This window comes from Marinibium conchae, from assembly GCF_015595035.1.
Taxonomy (GTDB): Bacteria; Pseudomonadota; Gammaproteobacteria; order Enterobacterales; family Alteromonadaceae; genus Glaciecola.
Map to the genome: position 1 here is coordinate 1,864,194 of NZ_JADNRN010000001.1, position 17,846 is coordinate 1,882,039.

Consider the following 17,846-nt stretch of genomic DNA (forward strand, 5'->3'; position numbering starts at 1 on the left):
AGGCAACACTAACACTATGTATGTTTACAATATTAGCGTTTACCATTTGAAAAAATACAATGATTTTTATGAATACGATTGCTTTTTTTGACGATTGCTTTTTTCGACGATTTGAAAGCGGCTTACAAGCTCGACTAAGTGATTAGGCCCGCAACACCCATTATCAGCACCCAGCTTGCGAAGAATATCTTCAGTTTAACAACCGAGAAGTACAACACCACATGCTTGGCAACGGTACCACCCACAATTGCCCCTGCTCCGGCAAATAATAGTAACTCCCAATAAATGGCCTTCGATACAAAAAGGTGATAACCGATGGCAGACCAGACAGTAAAGGCACTGAGAATAACAGCTAGCGCAATTGCTGAGGTAATGTTAAAACCGCGTAGTATCAAATAGACAGCAACGAGTTCTCCCACCCCTACCGACAACCAAGCGGTTATGATACCGCCAATAAAAGAAATAATATTGAGCAGCAAGATGTCTATCAGTAACAGCTTTATTGACGTGACTTCTCTATTTAACAGCGGAATTGATGCATATATTGCGAGTGCTAACAGTATAGAAAAAATGCCGAAACCTAAATGCAGTCCATTTTGTGCGGCGCTAGTGTAATCATTTAATAAGAACTGAGCACATAAGATACCGGCAATAGATGAAAATGTGCAAGCTAACAAGCCCGTGGGCAAGTAAGCCCAATCTGCCGCACTGGAATCGTTATTATTGGTCAGTTGCTTTTTATACTTATACCAAGCCAAGGCACCAGCAGTCATGCCACAACATTGAATAGCAAAACTTGTTGCAACAATCGTCGTGTTATCGATGTTTAATTGGTTAAAAAAGGGAACAAAAACAACGCCGCCACCAGCACCTGTTGAGTTTGCAAATATCGCCCCAGTAATACCCACAAAAAAGAAAGCAGCGTAATCAAGAATGATCTGAATGTTGTTATCTATGCTAAGAATTAGTAACAGCCACACACAAAATAGCGCGCTCAATACTGGCCGTTTTTTAATAAATGCTGTCATACTGAGGTACTGCTTGCTCTTAAATTAATAAATACGAGCGCGACTTTGCCAGATAACGACACTGATTACATCCAATTTGCGAAAATAAATGGTAAAACTTGAATACAACGAGCACCGCGAAGCGGTCATCACGTTAACGCCTAATAGGTCTCTTACGTGGCAACAAGCTAAGTGGATTATCTTAATAATGGTGTCGGTAGTGATGATCATCGCGCTGGCATGGACTTTCGTGGGGGCTTGGGTTGTACTGCCATTTGCTGGGCTTGAGGTGGGTTTATTCGCCTTCTTAATGTACAAAGTAACTCGCTTTACCTATCTGCAACAAATCGTGCGTTTTGACGAAAACCATATTAGCGTTAAAACAGGTATCAATAAGGTAATGAGGCACGAAACACTCCTTCGCCAAGGTACCGACATATACTACAGTGAAACTGATCGAAATTGGACCACTCCCAAAATCACACTGAAGAACGGCTCATCAAAAATACAATTAGGCACCTTCTTGAACGCCGATGATATGGCTGTGCTTAGAGAAAAACTCGAATCCTTAGGTTTTCCGATTTGTCGTGAGCATTGGTGGAAATAGCGACATTAATCGACATTAATCGACATTAATCGACATAAACAAACATCTATAGCCTTGCTTTGAACAATATCAATGTTGCAGGCCGCCGCTACTGAGTAGTGATTAATCTGATCTTATCCCACTGCTACGCGTTTAAATTTTACTCATAAGGGTTCAGCTAGCTGCAGATACTACTAGTGATGAAAACATAAAATACGCAGCCAGAACCTACTTTATCCACCTAGTGGAAACTAACATTCAACGAGGATTACCAAGATGAATTTGTTTATAGAGTCAATTGAAGGCGGCACCTACATTGCAGGAATCGGCGAGACAAATGCCGATACCTACCTACGCGACAAGCATAGCAACTCACTATCCTTTCAATGCATCAACAGCATAAAACAGCAAGTTGAAGGCCAAGAGTTTGACAAAATTTGGTTAAAACAAAACACCCCTTATGAAGAGATGTGCGGCTTAAAAAGTAGTGACGAATCTTTGGTTATTGAGCTGGAGTGGCGCTAGGCTTTTTTATCACTGGTCAGATGTGAAAATACTGTTAATATTGATTAACGCTAATCATTTAGCGATGCTTAGTGAAGAAATTATAATGATAAATCAACAGTAGGAAGCCTATGACTGAGTTCGACATCATAATAGTGGGCGCTGGCTCTGCAGGATCAGTGCTAGCTAATCGTTTGTCAAGCAACCCTACCCTCAGCGTTTGTCTTATAGAGGCAGGCGGAAAAGACGCTAGCCCTGCAATACATATCCCTTTTGGACTTGCTTTTCTCGCAGACATGAAGTCTGTCAATTGGGCATTCTCAACGCATCCTGAAGAAAATTTGGATGGGCGTCAGCTATATTGGCCTAGAGGTAAAACTATGGGTGGCTCTAGCTCAATCAATGCGATGTGCTACATACGAGGCGCTGCGCAAAATTACGATGATTGGGCTAAAGACGGTCTTAATGGCTGGTCATGGAAAGATGTTCTTCCCTACTTCATGAAAAGTGAAGACAATTCTCGTGGCGAGTCTGACTACCATGGAATTGGCGGCTTTCAGGGTGTGAGTGACTTAAGATACACCAATCCCTTGAGCCATGATTTTGTCAACTCTTCTGTTGCGTGTGGTTTAGCCGAAAACACCGATTTCAACGGTGAAAAGCAAGAAGGTGTAGGTACTTATCAAGTTACCCATCAAAACGGCTCACGTTGCAGCACGGCAAAGGGCTTTTTGAGCAAGGAAATACAAGCTCGGCCAAATTTACATATTATGAGCGGTGTGCATGTTGAGAAAGTTGATATTAACAACTCAGTAGCTACTGGTTTGCGCATCATTTCCAACAATACAAGACAGCAGCTTTTCGCTAAAAAACGAGTTATTTTGAGCGCTGGTGCTATCGGCTCACCACAAATCCTTATGCAGTCTGGCGTGGGCGATACACAAGAACTCGAGAGCTATGGTATACAACCTGTTAAGCACCTACCGGGGGTGGGTAAAAACCTCCAAGATCACCTGGATGGTACTATTTTGTTTAAAACCAGTGACAGAAAGTCTTATGGTATTTCTATCCCCGGAATAGTCAAAAACACCTTTGCCCCCCTGTCTTACTTCATGAAAAGAGAAGGCATGCTTACATCGAATATTGCCGAAGGTGGCGCATTCTTTAAGTCATCTGAGAGCCAAGCATTACCCGATGTTCAACTTCACTTTTTACCTGCGCTACTAGTTGATCACGGTAGAAAGAAACCCCTGGGCCATGGCTTTACTATCCATTTTTGTAACCTTTACCCGAAAAGTCGAGGAGAGATTCGACTTAAGAAAATAGAGGGTAAATTTGTAGCTGATATACGCCCCAATTACTTAGACCACGACGATGATATTGCGCCTTTAGTAGCCGGCTTCAAGTGGTGTAGAAAAATCAGTAACAGTCCTCCTCTCGGTGACAACGCCATTGAGTGGATACCGGGAAAGGAAGTGCAAAGCGATGAGGAAATCAAAGACTACCTTCGCAAGAACGCTGAGACAGTTTATCACCCAGTAGGGACCTGCAAAATGGGTATCGACTCTGATGATATGGCAGTTGTGGATGCCAAGCTGAATCTGCGCGGTATCAGCAACTTGATGGTGGTAGATGCGTCGGTAATGCCTAATATCATCGGCGGAAATACAAATGCTCCAACCATCATGATTGCTGAGAAAGCCGCTGATATGATCATGCAAAGTCTGAATATATAGTATTTGTAGAATCAAAAAAGCCGTTAAATACCTTTCATATTTAACGGCTCATTGCTAACAGTTACTACTAGCCAACAATTTGCTCTAGCTCAGCGCTTACGACATCAACCGACTTAGTACCGTCTAACTTGTGATAGGCGCATAAGCCTTCAGAGGCAGCAGACTCATAATAATTCACTAAAGGTTTTGTTTGCTTATGATAAACCGCAAGACGGTCGCGAACAGTGGCTTCTTTGTCGTCTTCTCGAACAACTAAGTCTTCACCGGTATCATCATCTTTACCTTCAGTCTTAGGCGGATTATAAACAAGGTGGTAAACACGCCCTGAAGCTGGGTGAACTCGACGACCGCTCATGCGCTCAACAATCACATCGTCGGGCACATCAAACTCGATACAATGATCAACCTTAACACCCGCATCTTTCATCGCATCAGCTTGTGGGATAGTTCTCGGAAAGCCATCGAGTAAGAAACCGTTAGCGCAGTCTTCTTGGGCAATTCGCTCTTTAACCAGACCAATAATGATATCGTCGGAAACCAACTTCCCAGCGTCCATGACTTTTTTGGCTGCTAAACCCATTTCAGTTCCTGCTTTGATTGCAGCACGCAGCATATCGCCCGTCGAAATTTGTGGTATGCCAAATTTCTTCATTAGAAATTGAGCTTGTGTTCCCTTACCTGCACCGGGTGCGCCAAGAAGTATAATGCGCATTAAGCGTCCTCCAAGAAAGTGGTTAAAAATTTAATTGGCAAACTTTACAACTTGCGACCAGAGTAAACAAGTCAAAATGTAGCGAAAAATAAGAACTTACGACTAATAGCCAATATTTATGACAGAGCCTTCGGATAAATATAAAAAAAGCGAGCAATATTGCTCGCTTTTCTTTATTGAGGCTTTTATTTACTTCACCAAACTTGCAAGCAATTTGTTTAAGTTTTGCACAAAAGTTGATGGATCTTTTAGACTGCCCTGTTCTGAAAGCGCAGCCTGATCAAACAATACTTCCGACCACTGCTTGAACTGCTCTTCATCTTGCACGTCAGACATTAATTTCACCAAGTGATGCTCTGGGTTCAGTTCAAAGTGATACTTGGGATCGGGAACTGCTTGGCCCGCAGAAGCCATCAGCTTAGCCATTTGTGTTGTCATGCCATTCTCATCTGCGACAATACATGCAGGTGAATCGGTGAGACGATGCGTAAACTTCACTTCCTCTACTTTATCACCCAAGGCTGTTTTTACTCGCTCAAGTAAACCCTCAACTTCCTTCTCGGCGCTTTCCTTGGCTTTTTTAGATTCTTCGTCGTCAAGGTCGCTTAGGTCGAGATCAGCTCGCGCTATCGACTGGAATTGCTTTTCGTTGAACTCAGTAAGATGTGACATCAGCCATTCATCGATTCGCTCGCCCATTAGCAATACTTCAATCCCCTTCTTACGGAAGATTTCCAAATGCGGGCTGGTTTTTGCTGCTTGGTAACTATCAGCGGTCACATAATATATTTTTTCCTGACCTTCTTTCATTCGGCCAATATAATCTTCAAGCGATACAGACTGAGCGCCAGTCTCGTCGTGCGTAGAGGCAAAACGCATGAGTGCGGCAATCTTTTCTTTATTCGCAAAGTCCTCAGCTGGGCCTTCTTTGATCACGTTACCAAACTCAGACCAAAATGACTGATACTTCTCAGCATCCTTCTTCGCCATTTTCTCAAGCATTTGCAGAACACGTTTGGTGCAACCCTGACGAATAGCCTGGGTGATTTTGTTGTCTTGCAAAATTTCACGAGATACGTTCAACGGTAAGTCATTTGAATCTAATAAGCCTTTAACAAAACGCAGATAATTAGGCATGAACTGTTCAGCATCGTCCATAATAAACACGCGTTGTACGTAGAGTTTCAAGCCGTGAGTTTGCTCACGATTCCACATATCGAAAGGCGCTTTCGATGGTATGTAAAGTAGGCTTGTGTATTCAGTTTTACCCTCAACGCGATTGTGTGACCAAGTTAATGGGTCGGCGAAGTCATGTGATACGTGCTTATAAAACTCATTGTATTCATCATCGCTGATGTCTGCTTTTTCGCGTGTCCATAGGGCGGTAGCTTTGTTGATTGACTCCCACTTGCCAGGCTCAGCAGGAATTTTCTCACCGTCTGGTCCTTCACTTTCTGGCACTTCTTCCTTGTACATTTGAACTGGAATACTGATGTGATCAGAGTATTTAGTGATGATTGAGCGTACTTTCCAATCATCTAAGAACTCTTTATCGTCTTCACGAATGTGCAAGGTAATTTCAGTTCCGCGGTCGGCTTTCTCGATAGTAGCGGTACTGAACTCACCTTCACCTGCTGACTCCCAACGAACCCCTTCAGACTTATCTGCACCTGCCGCGCGGCTTTTCACTACCACCTTATCAGCAACGATGAAGGCAGAGTAAAAACCCACACCAAACTGACCAATTAACTGCGAGTCTTTGGTTTGATCGCCTGATAGCTGACTGAAGAAGTCGGCTGTGCCAGACTTAGCAATGGTACCTAAGTGAGCGATAGCGTCTTCTTTTGACATTCCAATACCGTTGTCGGAAATGGTCAAGGTGCCAGCTTCTTTGTTTACGCTAAGTTTAACGTGGAGATCGGCGTCACCCTCAAAAAGACTGTCGTCTGACAGCGCTCTAAAACGAAGCTTATCAGCAGCGTCCGCTGCATTAGAAACAAGCTCTCTTAAGAAGATTTCTTTATTGGAATACAACGAGTGGATCATTAGTTGAAGTAATTGTTTTACTTCGGTTTGGAATCCGTGGGTTTCTTGTTGGACTGTTTCAGCCATGACCAAGCTTCTCCTACTTCAATATCATTGAGTTGTGATAACAGCGCTTATTTGCAGCGTTAAGCAGGCAAAACAAGCGCAGAATTCTTTACGTGAAGAGGATGTAAGGTCTAACAAAGTGAATTCAAGTCTAAAGCGTTAATTGTTTTACTTTTTGTAAGGAAAACGTTGAAGTAGCTTTAGCATTGTGACTAAAGAGCAACGGCTAATCAGAATTGCCTGCGGCCAGAAAAAGCATGACTGAGAGTATTACCATCGACAAACTCCAATTCACCACCAACCGGCACACCATGAGCTATTCGCGTTGCTCGAATATCTCGTTCTTGGCACATCTGCCCAATGTAATGCGCTGTCGCTTCGCCCTCAACCGTAGGGTTTGTGGCTAATATTACCTCTTGTACCGACTCTTTCGAGAGTAAAGTAGCAAGCTCATGTAAACCAATTTCGCTTGGGCCAATTCCATCAATTGGTGACAGATGCCCCATTAGCACGAAGTATTTGCCCTTGAACTCACCTGTTTGTTCAATAGCGAGGACATCTTGCGGCGACTCAACTATGCATAACTGCCCTGATTCGCTACGTGAGGGGTTTTCACAGATTTTACATAAACGAGATTCGGTAAAAGTCCTACACTGCTCACAATGCGTTACATGCTCCATAGCATCGTGCAAAGCTTTGCTCAAGTGCATAGCCCCTTCACGATTGCGCTCAAGAAGGGTGAATGCCATACGTTGTGCGCTTTTTGCGCCAACACCGGGCAAACACTTAAACGCGGTAACGAGTTCATTGATTAAAGGGCTGAAAGACATTATTAATTCTCAAATTTATAGCGTTACCGAATGATACGCGAGCTGAAATTGTTTGAATATAGGAAATATCTGAGATTGCTAAACTTAGAGGCGAATAAGGCAAATTAGCCTCGGTGGTTGGACAAAGTGGTCAATTTATAGAATGACAGCCGCTCACTACAGTAATTTGGGAATGGCTAGATTATGTATTTTACCGACAACAAAAATTTTTTATAGCCCGATTCGCTTATCTAGTCATTACGGGTTGGGAATGGTATGTTCTTTAATTAGTAGATCTTTAAACAAATGGCTTTTATCATTTATCACTGCCCATTCTAAAGCTGTCCATCCTAAAGAATCTTCAGCATGTATATCGATGTTATTTCTATATAGGTAATTCACCAACTCAGAATGACCTGAATCTATTGCATAAAACATAAGATTTCGATTTGTTATGTCAACAACATCTATTTTTGCGCCTGCATCTATCAATTTGTAAAAGCAACTTAAGTCTTCATTTAAAGCAGCCTAATGTATAGGGTGTGTCCCATCAATATTATTTTTTACATTCACATTGGCTCCATTTTTTAATAAAAGTTCTAGAAAAGGGAGTTTACAATCACCGACTACAGTTTCATTTATAATTGATACTGAGTAAAGAGTCTCATTAGCTGATATGCCCTGAGAAAGTAGCTCTATCGCTAGTTTCATTGAATCACTCTCAATAGCTGTACTTAATTGGAGATACCTCAGATTGACATCCTTTGAATCTTTTCTGTAGTCCTCTGATTCTGACGCATCAGTGTTACTGAAGCTTTGAGACACAGTGCTTATTTGTGCAAGGATAAAAATTAGTAATGTGATTGTCTTCATAATCAGGCCTATTTATTAATTAACATCAACGCACATAGAATTAGCGATTCCCTAATTCTAGCAATCGTGCTGCACCTTTATATTCATAACCGTATTCAGCCATCTTAACAATTACTCCGAAATAATTACCATTGCGGTTCATTTCTTGCAATTCTGGCATCATCTTTGGATGATACAAACCAAATGTATCCTTGATGTTTCGATGAGTCTGTATTTGTATAAATCGACTTGCAATTTCAGCATCCAAAAGCGAAATACCTACGCTTATAATCGCACCTCCAGCTTCAGTCGTAGTACTTCCTAAACGCGTCCCATCTGCCCCATAAAGGCTATTTTGCACTACTGTAATCCCATGCTCTGCAAGTGCACGTGCAGTTTCATCATCAATCAATGGTTCATCTTCCGAAGTATCTTCTTTCTTAGATTGATTATTAAACAAATTCCCCATAGCCGCAGTGATTGCACCATTGGCAAACTTGCCACCAGTAGCCTCTGAAATAGTACCCCCCAAAATTCCTGCAATAGCAGCTTCGGCAATGTTATATCCATTCACTTCAAAATCACTTCCGCCTATACCGTCAAAATATGGTGTTAAGCCTTTTGTAATTCCAGCACTAAAGAATCCATGACCAAACTTCCCACCTCTCAATGTTGACACGCCCCCCCAGCGGTTGCATGTGCAAGCTGCTATTTGAGCTAAAGTATTAAGGATCGGAACTTTTGATTTTAGGGGAGGGGTACACAATTAGCTTCATTACACAGCTTAAAACCCTACCCTTCCGGATCTCTCCTAGATCGAAATGCGTATTTTCCCGTGATGTAGGGAGAGAGTACTCCAGGGGGTTGTTCTCTGAAGCGCTTGTACTCCCACTGATATTGCACAGGGTCCATGCGCACCAGTTCCTCTATATCATTGTTTAATGCACTGGCTGAAATTTCAGGATTTATCGAATAGAAGCTTTCATTGATGGGGCGTGCACATACTGCGAAGCCTTGCTCGCGTTGAAAAACAGCACATGTAAACACTTTAACGCCGGTTTTTAAGGCTAGTTTGTGTGCTAAGGTCATCGTTAGTGCTGGGGTGTGAAAAAAAGGGGCAAATACGCCGCCAGCTCCTATGCCTGGAACTTGGTCTGGGAGTATCACCACAAGACCTTTGGGCTTTTTAAGAGCCACCTTTAACTTTGCTACTCCGCGACTCGAGGCCTCAACTAAGGTTGCGCCGAAGCGCTGTCTTACTTTCAAAATGAAGCTGTTCAGGCGTGGATTTTTGATTGTTTGAAACATGGCAGTGAAGCGACGATGCTTATTTAAATAGACACTTGCCATCTCCCAGTTGCCAATATGTGGCACCAGTACGATAACACTTTCATCTCCTTGCATGAGAGCCTCAAAAGAAGCGTTATCAAATTCGTCGATAAAGTAATCACTTAAGGTCGACTCTGACTTTAGCCAAACGTGACTCATTTCGAATATGGTCTGACACAATTGCCGATATCTATCTACAACTAAACTTGCTCGCTGCTGTTCAGATAGCTCAGGCAAACACAATTCGATGTTACGGTTAACCGAGGCCACTGTTCTTTTATCACGCTTTAAAATAGCTGGGCCAATAAATCGACCTATTCGTCGTAAAATGTCAAATGGCACCCAACTAAGGCAATAAATCAAGCTGATAGGAATGATTGCTAGCCAAGACTTTAACACTGGCATATTTCTCCGATGGTATAGTCTCTAGAGGGTACACCGCAGTTGAACAAATGAATACAAAAAACAACATTTTAATGCGCTAGCAGATGCTAGGATAGTTCTTTTTCATGATAGTACGAAGAACTCACTCAGTAATTGATGGGCACTCATATTACTGAGTGCGCGCGAGCCATTTTCACTTGACTATGACAAAGAAAATTATTTAACCTTACCAATTGACGAAAAAATGGACAGTAATAATTATATTATAATTATTGTGAGCAAGTGATATGCAAAGTTATAACTACAAAATCGGGAAATGGTTCGCCAATTTCTCCACCAACACTCTATTTGACGAGCAAGGTCATGAAGTTCATGTTGAACCTAAGGCGATGGAGCTTCTTAGAGTACTTGTTGAGGCAAACGGGGAGCTTGTCGATCGCTCTAAGTTAATGACCTCGGTTTGGGGCGGTCGCTTTGTTACTGATTATGCCCTTAACAGCACCATTGCTTCCTTGCGCAAGTATCTCAATCCGGAAGATAGAGAGTCATACATCGTTACACGTCCTAAACGTGGCTATCAAATTGTTGCTGCCATTATCCCCTCATCTATTGTATCTGAGGCAGAAAAACAAAATAGTACCGCAACTCAGGCTCCTTCGAACCTCGAAACAGCAACAATACAGCATGGCAATACCCTCGCTTTAATATCGAACAAATGGTTTTACTTTGCTCTTTTTGCCGTCATTGTGCTAGTTTCCTTTTACATGAGCAAAGCTAACTTGAATGCTCAACTACAAGAAGCCCCTTTACCCAAGTCATTAGCTGTGCTTCCTTTTGACTTCGACAAAAACAACAACGACATAGCCTACATTGCCTTTGGCTTACCTGGCGAGCTTATAAAAATGGTGTCAGAACAGCAATCCTTTGATGTGCGCGACAGAAGGAGCTCCTTCGATTTGGCAAAAACCCAACGCGATGTGAAGTCGGTTGCCGACCAATTGAAAGTAAGTTTTGTGTTTGACGGTAGCGTAAAACAAGGCGACAGCGCAGAAGAATACATCGTTTCATGGTCACTTTTTAACGAGCTTGGCACTACCATCCAATCAGGGCAAAACCTTATCAATGATAACAACATCATCGACGTTCAAAATCAAATAGCTAGCACAATTATTCAAGCCATCGGGGATGACACAGCCAAAGTAGCTGTTGACTATGGCGATACCGATAACACCTTAGCGTATATGCAATTACTTAAGGGAAGACAGCAAAATCAATACGCCACACTCGACGCACACTTAAAGGCACTTGACCACTTTAAAATGGCCTTGGCGCTCGACCCAGACTATACAATGGCCATGGTTGATTTGTCGATTGCCTATATGCTGCTCGTTAGTCAAAAACACATCAGCCTAGAGGATGCTAATGCCGCTGCCAAACCCTTACTTGAACGTGCTTTGACTTTGAACCCTGAAATGCCAAGTGCTATCGCAGCAAAAGGGATTTACGCCTTGCATAACAATCAAAATACCCTTGCTCGCGACTACTTTTTAGAGGCGCTAGATCGGGATCCGAATCTATATGTGGCAAGAGTAAACCTAGCTTACTTGTACCGCAATCGCGGTTTTTGGGAAGATGCATTGAAGCACTACAAAATAGCTAAACAACTCTCACCAATTTCTCCAACGGTAGTTCAAAGCATTGCTAGAATGCATTTTCAACTAGGGCAATTAAAAGAATCGCTTGAGCAACTTGAATATTGTATTAGCTTTGAGGTAATGAGCGACTCTTGTCATCTTGAGCTTGCTTATCTGCAGCGCCTGCAAGGCCATGCAGAAAAGGCCGAGGCTACTTTTCAAACCGTGCTTGATAGAAAAAAAGAAAACATCAATTACAACTTAAGACTGAATATTGCCTTTCATGCCAAATGGACCAACGATACTGAGACCTATTCGGCATTCTATGAAGGTTTACATGATGAACTTGGTATTGATATCTACGAGCCCGACAGCTACGTTACTTTAAAATGGTCTAAAGGCGAGAACGAAAACTACTATAAACAAGTGAAGCCTGAGCTTGATAGTAGAATTGAGGCCAAAAAAGTCAATCAAAAACAAATTAGAGGGCTTGGGTACTTAGCATATTCTGTGGGAGACTGCAGAGCGTCAATAGATTACTATGAGTATGCTTTTTCAAACGATGCAAGGCGCTCATACACAGGTTTTTCTGAGTGGGCAGAGGGGCATTCTCCAACTCTATTTATGGCAGCTTGCTACCAGCGACTTGGGGAAAGTGACAATGCGGAAATGTTGATCAATATGGTTGAAGATGAACTCGCAAAGATTGGTCCCCTTGCGAGAGAAATGCCTGGCATAATGCTGCTTCAACACAAAGTAAACCTGCTTAACAATCCAAAATACCAAGATGACGAGCTTAAACAAAAACTCGTTTCACTTAATTATCCCTTTGTTTGGTTATTAGAAAAAGACTGGTTTTATTCGCAAAAACGATTTTATTAATAAACGCTACTTTTCGAACCTTATCTCACACAAAGGGAGACTATTGTTAACTGGATGCCTAGAAAGGCATCTTCATGCCTGGTGGTAGATTCATACCGCCAGTAACGGAAGCCATTTTTTCTTGGCTTGTTTCAGCTACTCGTCGAACACCGTCATTGATTGCAGCAGCAACTAAGTCTTCAATCATATCTTTATCATCGTCCATCAGTGACTCATCGATATCAACTCGACGAACATTATGGTTACAGGTCATGACAACTTTCACCATACCAGCACCTGCTTCCCCCACTACTTCCATCGTTGCGAGTTCATCTTGTGCCTTTTTCATTCGCTCTTGCATCTGCTGGGCTTGTTTCATCATATTGCCCATGCCACCTTTAAACATAATCTTCTCCCATTGTGTAGTTCAGCTTTAATGTGCCCATGTTGTAAAATTGATTGCAAAACATGACCATATAGGCTGATTAAGTGTAAATGCTAACTATCTTGGTTTAACCGAACCTTCGACGATTTGCCCATCGAAAGCTTTTATTAATTCTTGTATCGATTCATTAGTATTTACAACAGTGTTAGCATGCTGTTGCCGAACCAATGATATTTGTTGTTGTATTTGAAATGGTGTTTCTTTTACCTCACCGTACTCAACTTCAAACTGTATTGGCTTCTGATAAAAAGCCTTTAAGGCGTCGGAAATAGTAGTACGGTGTTGTTCTTCATCCAGATGTTTATTTTTTTCAGCAATCCTAATAACGAATCGGTCGCCATGCTCGATAAGATTTGACTGCAGTAAGAGTTGTTTGTTTAAACCGCCCACGCCAAGCTCTTCGATAAAGTCACTCCACTTGTTGATCTGTTTTGCTTTCGTTAGTTTCTCCCCGCCCTCTAAATAAGGCGCTACCTTAGGATGGGTGACAGTCACGTTGCTAAGATCATAGAACTCATGTTCAAACATCGCTGCAATTTCCATTGCAGGGTCGTGTTGTTCTTTAGGAGCAGCATACGGCTCTGACGGAGGCTCGTGAGTAGACACTTGCGTAGAGTCGATTGTCAGCTCTGGTACAAGCTCTGTTGAAGACTCTGGTGCAGGCTCTGTTGTGGGCTCAGCAGTAGTCTCTGCTTGCTCATGAACCACATCAGAACTTATTGGTGTGGAGATCGAGCTTTCGAAAGGTGCATCCTCGTCGTATGATTGATAAGTATCATCATGTTGAAAGTGTGAGCCTATTTGTTCGCTGTCACTTAGATTATCAACAACACCACTGGACTGAAAGTTATCAACGTCATCGGCAGTTGTTAGGGGTGAAAGGGGATTTGCCACTGAAGTTTCTAATTCATCCCAAGGTGGTGATGTTTCTGGCTCAAGTGGGTTTCTAAATGGCTTGTCACTCTCAGTACCTATGTTGCTCTTAGCATTTTTACTTGGTAAATCGGCATCACCGTTAAATACCGAGTTACCTTGTTCCATAAGCCTATCAAATAAAGACGACGTACCGCTTTCTTCTGCTGTTTCATTATCATCTTCATCCTCGTCAGGCTCTTCATTTTCTAGTTGCGCATGAAGCGCCAACAAGTCAGCAGTGGTAGACAGGTTATTTTGCTCTACTTCTTCTGCTTTTGGCACAGACACATCTGTAGTGTCCGCATTCATGTTAGCTGATGAGTGCTCTTCTGGCAGATTTGGAGAGTGTGTAGCTTGAAGCAGTTCGGAAGCCACTTGTCGTTGACTATCAGCTTCATTAGACAGCTCTTGTAATTCCTCAAACATCTGTGGTGCTGCTTCGTCATCAACAAAGGACATAGACAGCATGTCTTCATCGAGGGAATCGATAGTGGAGGTGAGTTCAACTTGTTCGGCTTGTTCGGCTTGTTCGGCTTGTTCGGCTTGTTCGGCTTGTTCGGCTTGTTCGGCTTGTTCAACAGCATGATTTGACGAATCAAATTCTGTGTCTAGTATTATTTCGGGTTGAGGTTGAGCTAACTCAACTGTTTTTTTTTCCGCTAAGGCGAGCTTGTGCTCTTCCTCTAAATCAAGGTCTAGGCTTTGTGACGGGCTGAATGCAAGTAAGCGAAGCAGAGTCATCTGTAAACCAGTGAAAGCATCAGGCGCGTATGGTAGATCCTTTTTTCCCTGCAGCACTATTTGATACAACAATTGAATATGTTCCGCAGTGACCGACTTAGATAACTGATAAATTGCTTTCGCACTTACGGTCTCAATCTTACAAATATCTGGCACGATTTGCGTTAGTGAAATTTGATGCAGCAAGGCTAATAACTCCGCCAATACTTGGCTATAGTCTGGTGCGTGAACACAAATTTCATCGAGTTGCTTCATCGCAGCGTTACCATCTTTTTCGATAACTGCTTTTATTAACCGCAGCACTTGATTTTTATCGAGTAAACCTAGCATTTCAGTAACAATCGCAGTGGAGACTTGGTTGTTTCCTTGTGCAATAGCCTGATCAGTTAGACTAAGTGCATCGCGCATACTTCCTTGGGCAGCTCTTGCTAAGTGAGAAAGTGCAGCGCTATCACCCGGAATATTTTCTGCTTGCAGAATATGTGCGAGTTGTTGTTGTATTTGTTCGCGAGTAAGTGCTTTTAAACTGAACTGCAGACAGCGCGACAAAATAGTCACGGGAAGCTTCTGTGGATCGGTAGTCGCTAGCAAAAACTTAACGTGAGGGGGCGGTTCTTCCAAAGTCTTAAGTAATGCATTAAAACTATGCTTCGACAACATATGAACTTCGTCTATTAAGTACACCTTAAAACGACCGCGAGTCGGCTTATACTGAACGTTATCGAGCAGCTCCCTAGTATCTTCTACCTTAGTTCTTGACGCTGCATCAATCTCGAGTAAATCAACAAATCTACCCTCGTCGATATCGGTACAGGCATTGCAAGTTCCGCAAGGGTTGGCACTTTGACCGCTTTCACAATTTAGACTTTTAGAAAAAATTCTGGCGATGGTTGTTTTCCCAACACCGCGAGTACCCGTAAACAAATAGGCATGGTGTAATTTGTCATTATCAAGGGCATTAGAAATCGCACTAACCACGTGCTCTTGACCTACCAGCTCAGCAAACTTTTGCGGTCGCCATTTCCTTGCTAATACTTGATAACTCATTTGATTAACTATTCGCCTTCAAATTCAATTAAGCTAAAGGTGCTTACACCGTGTTCTTTCATTTTTTTCTCACCACCTATATCAGGGAGTGAAATAACAAAACCTGCATGATCAGCTTTACCACCTAAACGTCGGATAAGGTTAGCCGTAGCAACCATCGTACCGCCTGTCGCAAGTAAATCATCGATCATCAAAACATTTTCGCCCGCAAGAATGTCTTCCTTGTGAATCTCAAGTATATCAGTTCCATACTCTAAATCGTAAGACTCAGAAATGACCTCACGGGGAAGTTTTCCTGGTTTGCGCACAGGAACAAAACCGATACCCATCTCTAACGCTAAAGGTGCACCAAACAGAAAGCCTCGCGCTTCAGTTCCCACGACTTTGTCAAAACTTTGCCCAGCAAATTGTTCCTTCAACTTTGTTATACAAGCCGTGAATGCCTCGTGATCTTGCAGAAGGCTTGTAACGTCCCGAAACATAATGCCTTTCTTTGGGTAATCAGGAATAGTTTTGATCGCAGATTTAATTAATTCTATTGACACTTAGATACCTAATTTAGGTTAATTGCTGAAAAAGAATACATACCAACCAGCAATAATATGCATGAGCGGGAACGCAACTAAGGCTGCAAGCATACCAAGAAAGTACCAGCCATTGAAAACTTCTTTAAATTCAGTGTTATCACTCATGGGAATTACCTTGTTTGTTGACAGTAATTTAAGAGTGGTGAATATTACTTGATCGAGGTCAAAAAAAACAGGATTTGATCACTTAGAGCCTAGAAGAATTTAATCTATTAACACGGAGGGAATATTAGTACTGAGGGGCTTATATGACTAGGAAAGCCTCATCCTTGAGGCAAATCTTAAACTTCTTACTTACTCACCAAGTTTCGCAGCGCTAAACTCGTCAGGGCTAATGAAACCGTCATCATCAAGGTCAAGTGAATCAAATAATTCATTTAAAACTTGATGTGCTTCTGCTTCAGTTTTAGAGATCATTCCGTCGGTGTTAGTATCTAGCTTAGAGAAAAGATTCTCTGAAGAAAAAGCAGATGTTGAAGTTAGTGCCAATGTGAAAGCAAAAGCACCTAGTGATAAAAGTATATTCCGTTTTGAATTTAACATGGTAAATCTCCTAATTAAAAAAATGAGAAAATGTTGTTCTCAGTTAGGTCATTACACTTCTTGTGCCAACTTTACATTTTCTATTCTTTTCAATTACTTATACTATAAACAAACAATATTAGGATTTACTCAACGCCTAAACTGATACTGTATAGCAACACGCGAATACAAAGATCAGCATCATGATGGCTATATTATTGATATATATAAGAATTTACGGTGTTACTTTTTGACTACGACGCTTAAAATCAATGATGAAATGTCTGATCCCCCGTCATATCGGCGTGGGCTGGTATCACACCGAACCGTCATGCCGGCGAAAGCCGGTATCTGCTTTTATACACCGAGGTGTGCGTGAGATTACCGCCTGCGCGGTAATGACAGTGTGTGGAATCTACCGTCATACCGGCTTAGGCCGGTATCTCTTTTATACACCGAGGTGTGTGCGTGAGATTACCGCCTTCGCGGTAATGACAGTGTGTCGACTCTACCGCCTTCGCGGTAATGACGGTGTGTGGAATCTACCGACTGCGCTGCAATGACGGTGTGCCTAATGTAGCGTCATGCCGGCGTAGGCCGGTATCTCTTTTCTTCAGGCATAAAAAAACCCGTCTCAAGGACGGGCTTCTCTACCTGCTTGCGCAGTGAATGGGAGCCTGACGGTGTGCTACTCTCGCATGAGGAAACCTCACACTACCATCGCCGCTAATACGTTTCACTTCTGAGTTCGAAATGGAGTCAGGTGGTACCGTATCGCTATTGCCGTCAGGCAAAAACTGTTGTTTTTAACATATTCAGAAAACTGATAATCTACCGTCATGCCGGCGTACGCCGGTATCTCCTTTTATACACCGAAGTGTATGCTGGAGTTTGCAGCCTGCGCTGCAATGACGATGTGTCTCGTCTACCGTCATGCCGGCGTAGGCCGGTATCTCCTTTTATACACCGAGGTGTATGCTTGAGATTACCGCTTTCGCGGTAATGACGTGCTTATATGGTAATGACGTGCTTATATTTAACGTCCGAGTATCGCTACTCTTTGACTTTTATTTGATTTGGCTAC

16 protein-coding genes, 1 rRNA gene and 1 pseudogene are annotated in these 17,846 nt (G+C 42.4%); 4 read left to right on the forward strand and 14 right to left on the reverse strand.

The features are described 5' to 3' along the window. Nucleotides 1-134: 134 nt before the first annotated feature. The gene (locus ISG33_RS07865) at nt 135-1,028 is read right to left on the reverse strand and encodes a sulfite exporter TauE/SafE family protein (protein ID WP_195732921.1); all 894 of its coding nucleotides are present in this window, start codon (nt 1,026-1,028) and stop codon (nt 135-137) included. Between the two features lie 88 nt (nt 1,029-1,116). Here ISG33_RS07865 and ISG33_RS07870 point away from each other — a divergent pair, with 88 nt between their 5' ends. From ISG33_RS07870 to ISG33_RS07880, 3 genes are all read left to right on the forward strand, one after another. Continuing rightward, entirely contained in the window at nt 1,117-1,614 is a 498-nt protein-coding gene (locus ISG33_RS07870; RefSeq protein WP_195732922.1) for a DUF2244 domain-containing protein, read from the forward strand. Nucleotides 1,615-1,869: 255 nt separating this feature from the next. Then, nucleotides 1,870-2,118, forward strand: a complete 249-nt coding sequence (locus tag ISG33_RS07875; RefSeq protein ID WP_195732923.1) for a DUF6482 family protein — start codon at nt 1,870-1,872, stop codon at nt 2,116-2,118. A gap of 110 nt (nt 2,119-2,228) precedes the next feature. Continuing rightward, the gene (locus ISG33_RS07880) at nt 2,229-3,833 is read left to right on the forward strand and encodes a GMC family oxidoreductase (RefSeq protein ID WP_195732924.1); all 1,605 of its coding nucleotides are present in this window, start codon (nt 2,229-2,231) and stop codon (nt 3,831-3,833) included. A 67-nt stretch (nt 3,834-3,900) separates the two neighbouring features. On the opposite strand, the gene adk is transcribed toward ISG33_RS07880, so the two are convergent. The 7 genes and pseudogenes from adk to ISG33_RS07915 form a co-directional block, all read right to left on the reverse strand. Then, nucleotides 3,901-4,545 carry an adenylate kinase gene (gene adk / locus ISG33_RS07885; protein ID WP_195732925.1) on the reverse strand — a complete coding sequence of 215 codons (645 nt, stop codon included), beginning with the start codon at nt 4,543-4,545 and terminating at the stop codon, nt 3,901-3,903. A gap of 189 nt (nt 4,546-4,734) precedes the next feature. Beyond that, nucleotides 4,735-6,657, reverse strand: a complete 1,923-nt coding sequence (gene htpG, locus ISG33_RS07890) for a molecular chaperone HtpG (RefSeq protein WP_195732926.1) — start codon at nt 6,655-6,657, stop codon at nt 4,735-4,737. Between the two features lie 209 nt (nt 6,658-6,866). Then, entirely contained in the window at nt 6,867-7,466 is a 600-nt protein-coding gene (gene recR / locus ISG33_RS07895) for a recombination mediator RecR (protein WP_195732927.1), read from the reverse strand. Nucleotides 7,467-7,703: 237 nt separating this feature from the next. Then, nucleotides 7,704-7,961 (reverse strand): annotated as a pseudogene (locus ISG33_RS17280) (ankyrin repeat domain-containing protein); the annotation flags it as partial. A 12-nt stretch (nt 7,962-7,973) separates the two neighbouring features. Further along, entirely contained in the window at nt 7,974-8,318 is a 345-nt protein-coding gene (locus tag ISG33_RS07905; RefSeq protein ID WP_195732929.1) for a hypothetical protein, read from the reverse strand. 40 nt (nt 8,319-8,358) lie between these two features. Further along, a complete protein-coding gene (locus ISG33_RS07910; RefSeq protein WP_195732930.1) occupies nt 8,359-8,967 on the reverse strand; it encodes a hypothetical protein in 609 nt (202 codons plus the stop codon). 122 nt (nt 8,968-9,089) lie between these two features. Continuing rightward, nucleotides 9,090-10,031, reverse strand: coding sequence for a lysophospholipid acyltransferase family protein (locus ISG33_RS07915; protein ID WP_195732931.1), 942 nt, complete (start codon nt 10,029-10,031; stop codon nt 9,090-9,092). A gap of 266 nt (nt 10,032-10,297) precedes the next feature. Here ISG33_RS07915 and ISG33_RS07920 point away from each other — a divergent pair, with 266 nt between their 5' ends. Beyond that, the gene (locus tag ISG33_RS07920) at nt 10,298-12,526 is read left to right on the forward strand and encodes a winged helix-turn-helix domain-containing tetratricopeptide repeat protein (protein ID WP_195732932.1); all 2,229 of its coding nucleotides are present in this window, start codon (nt 10,298-10,300) and stop codon (nt 12,524-12,526) included. A 58-nt stretch (nt 12,527-12,584) separates the two neighbouring features. Here ISG33_RS07920 and ISG33_RS07925 read toward each other — a convergent pair whose 3' ends face one another. From ISG33_RS07925 to rrf, 6 genes are all read right to left on the reverse strand, one after another. Next, nucleotides 12,585-12,911 (reverse strand): YbaB/EbfC family nucleoid-associated protein, encoded by a 327-nt coding sequence (locus ISG33_RS07925; RefSeq protein WP_195732933.1) that lies wholly within the window; start codon nt 12,909-12,911, stop codon nt 12,585-12,587. Between the two features lie 96 nt (nt 12,912-13,007). Next, on the reverse strand, nt 13,008-15,653 hold the full coding sequence (gene dnaX, locus ISG33_RS07930) for a DNA polymerase III subunit gamma/tau (RefSeq protein WP_195732934.1): 2,646 nt from the start codon (nt 15,651-15,653) through the stop codon (nt 13,008-13,010). A gap of 8 nt (nt 15,654-15,661) precedes the next feature. Beyond that, nucleotides 15,662-16,198, reverse strand: a complete 537-nt coding sequence (gene apt, locus ISG33_RS07935) for an adenine phosphoribosyltransferase (RefSeq protein ID WP_195732935.1) — start codon at nt 16,196-16,198, stop codon at nt 15,662-15,664. Between the two features lie 18 nt (nt 16,199-16,216). Beyond that, entirely contained in the window at nt 16,217-16,345 is a 129-nt protein-coding gene (locus tag ISG33_RS17150) for a hypothetical protein (RefSeq protein ID WP_255528877.1), read from the reverse strand. A 189-nt stretch (nt 16,346-16,534) separates the two neighbouring features. Then, complete coding sequence (locus ISG33_RS07940; RefSeq protein ID WP_195732936.1) at nt 16,535-16,783, reverse strand: EF-hand domain-containing protein; 249 nt, start codon at nt 16,781-16,783, stop codon at nt 16,535-16,537. A 654-nt stretch (nt 16,784-17,437) separates the two neighbouring features. Further along, a 5S ribosomal RNA gene (gene rrf, locus ISG33_RS07945) occupies nt 17,438-17,553 on the reverse strand. Between the last annotated feature and the right edge of the window lie 293 nt (nt 17,554-17,846).

Excerpts from the sequence above, each read along its gene's own strand:
- ISG33_RS07865 (WP_195732921.1), bottom strand. The coding sequence starts at position 1,028 with ATGACAGCATTTATTAAAAAACGGCCAGTATTGAGCGCGCTATTTTGT.
- ISG33_RS07870 (WP_195732922.1), top strand. The coding sequence starts at position 1,117 with ATGGTAAAACTTGAATACAACGAGCACCGCGAAGCGGTCATCACGTTA.
- ISG33_RS07875 (WP_195732923.1), top strand. The coding sequence starts at position 1,870 with ATGAATTTGTTTATAGAGTCAATTGAAGGCGGCACCTACATTGCAGGA.
- ISG33_RS07880 (WP_195732924.1), top strand. The coding sequence starts at position 2,229 with ATGACTGAGTTCGACATCATAATAGTGGGCGCTGGCTCTGCAGGATCA.
- adk (WP_195732925.1), bottom strand. The coding sequence starts at position 4,545 with ATGCGCATTATACTTCTTGGCGCACCCGGTGCAGGTAAGGGAACACAA.
- htpG (WP_195732926.1), bottom strand. The coding sequence starts at position 6,657 with ATGGCTGAAACAGTCCAACAAGAAACCCACGGATTCCAAACCGAAGTA.
- recR (WP_195732927.1), bottom strand. The coding sequence starts at position 7,466 with ATGTCTTTCAGCCCTTTAATCAATGAACTCGTTACCGCGTTTAAGTGT.
- ISG33_RS07905 (WP_195732929.1), bottom strand. The coding sequence starts at position 8,318 with ATGAAGACAATCACATTACTAATTTTTATCCTTGCACAAATAAGCACT.
- ISG33_RS07915 (WP_195732931.1), bottom strand. The coding sequence starts at position 10,031 with ATGCCAGTGTTAAAGTCTTGGCTAGCAATCATTCCTATCAGCTTGATT.
- ISG33_RS07920 (WP_195732932.1), top strand. The coding sequence starts at position 10,298 with ATGCAAAGTTATAACTACAAAATCGGGAAATGGTTCGCCAATTTCTCC.
- ISG33_RS07925 (WP_195732933.1), bottom strand. The coding sequence starts at position 12,911 with ATGTTTAAAGGTGGCATGGGCAATATGATGAAACAAGCCCAGCAGATG.
- dnaX (WP_195732934.1), bottom strand. The coding sequence starts at position 15,653 with ATGAGTTATCAAGTATTAGCAAGGAAATGGCGACCGCAAAAGTTTGCT.
- ISG33_RS17150 (WP_255528877.1), bottom strand. The coding sequence starts at position 16,345 with ATGAGTGATAACACTGAATTTAAAGAAGTTTTCAATGGCTGGTACTTT.
- ISG33_RS07940 (WP_195732936.1), bottom strand. The coding sequence starts at position 16,783 with ATGTTAAATTCAAAACGGAATATACTTTTATCACTAGGTGCTTTTGCT.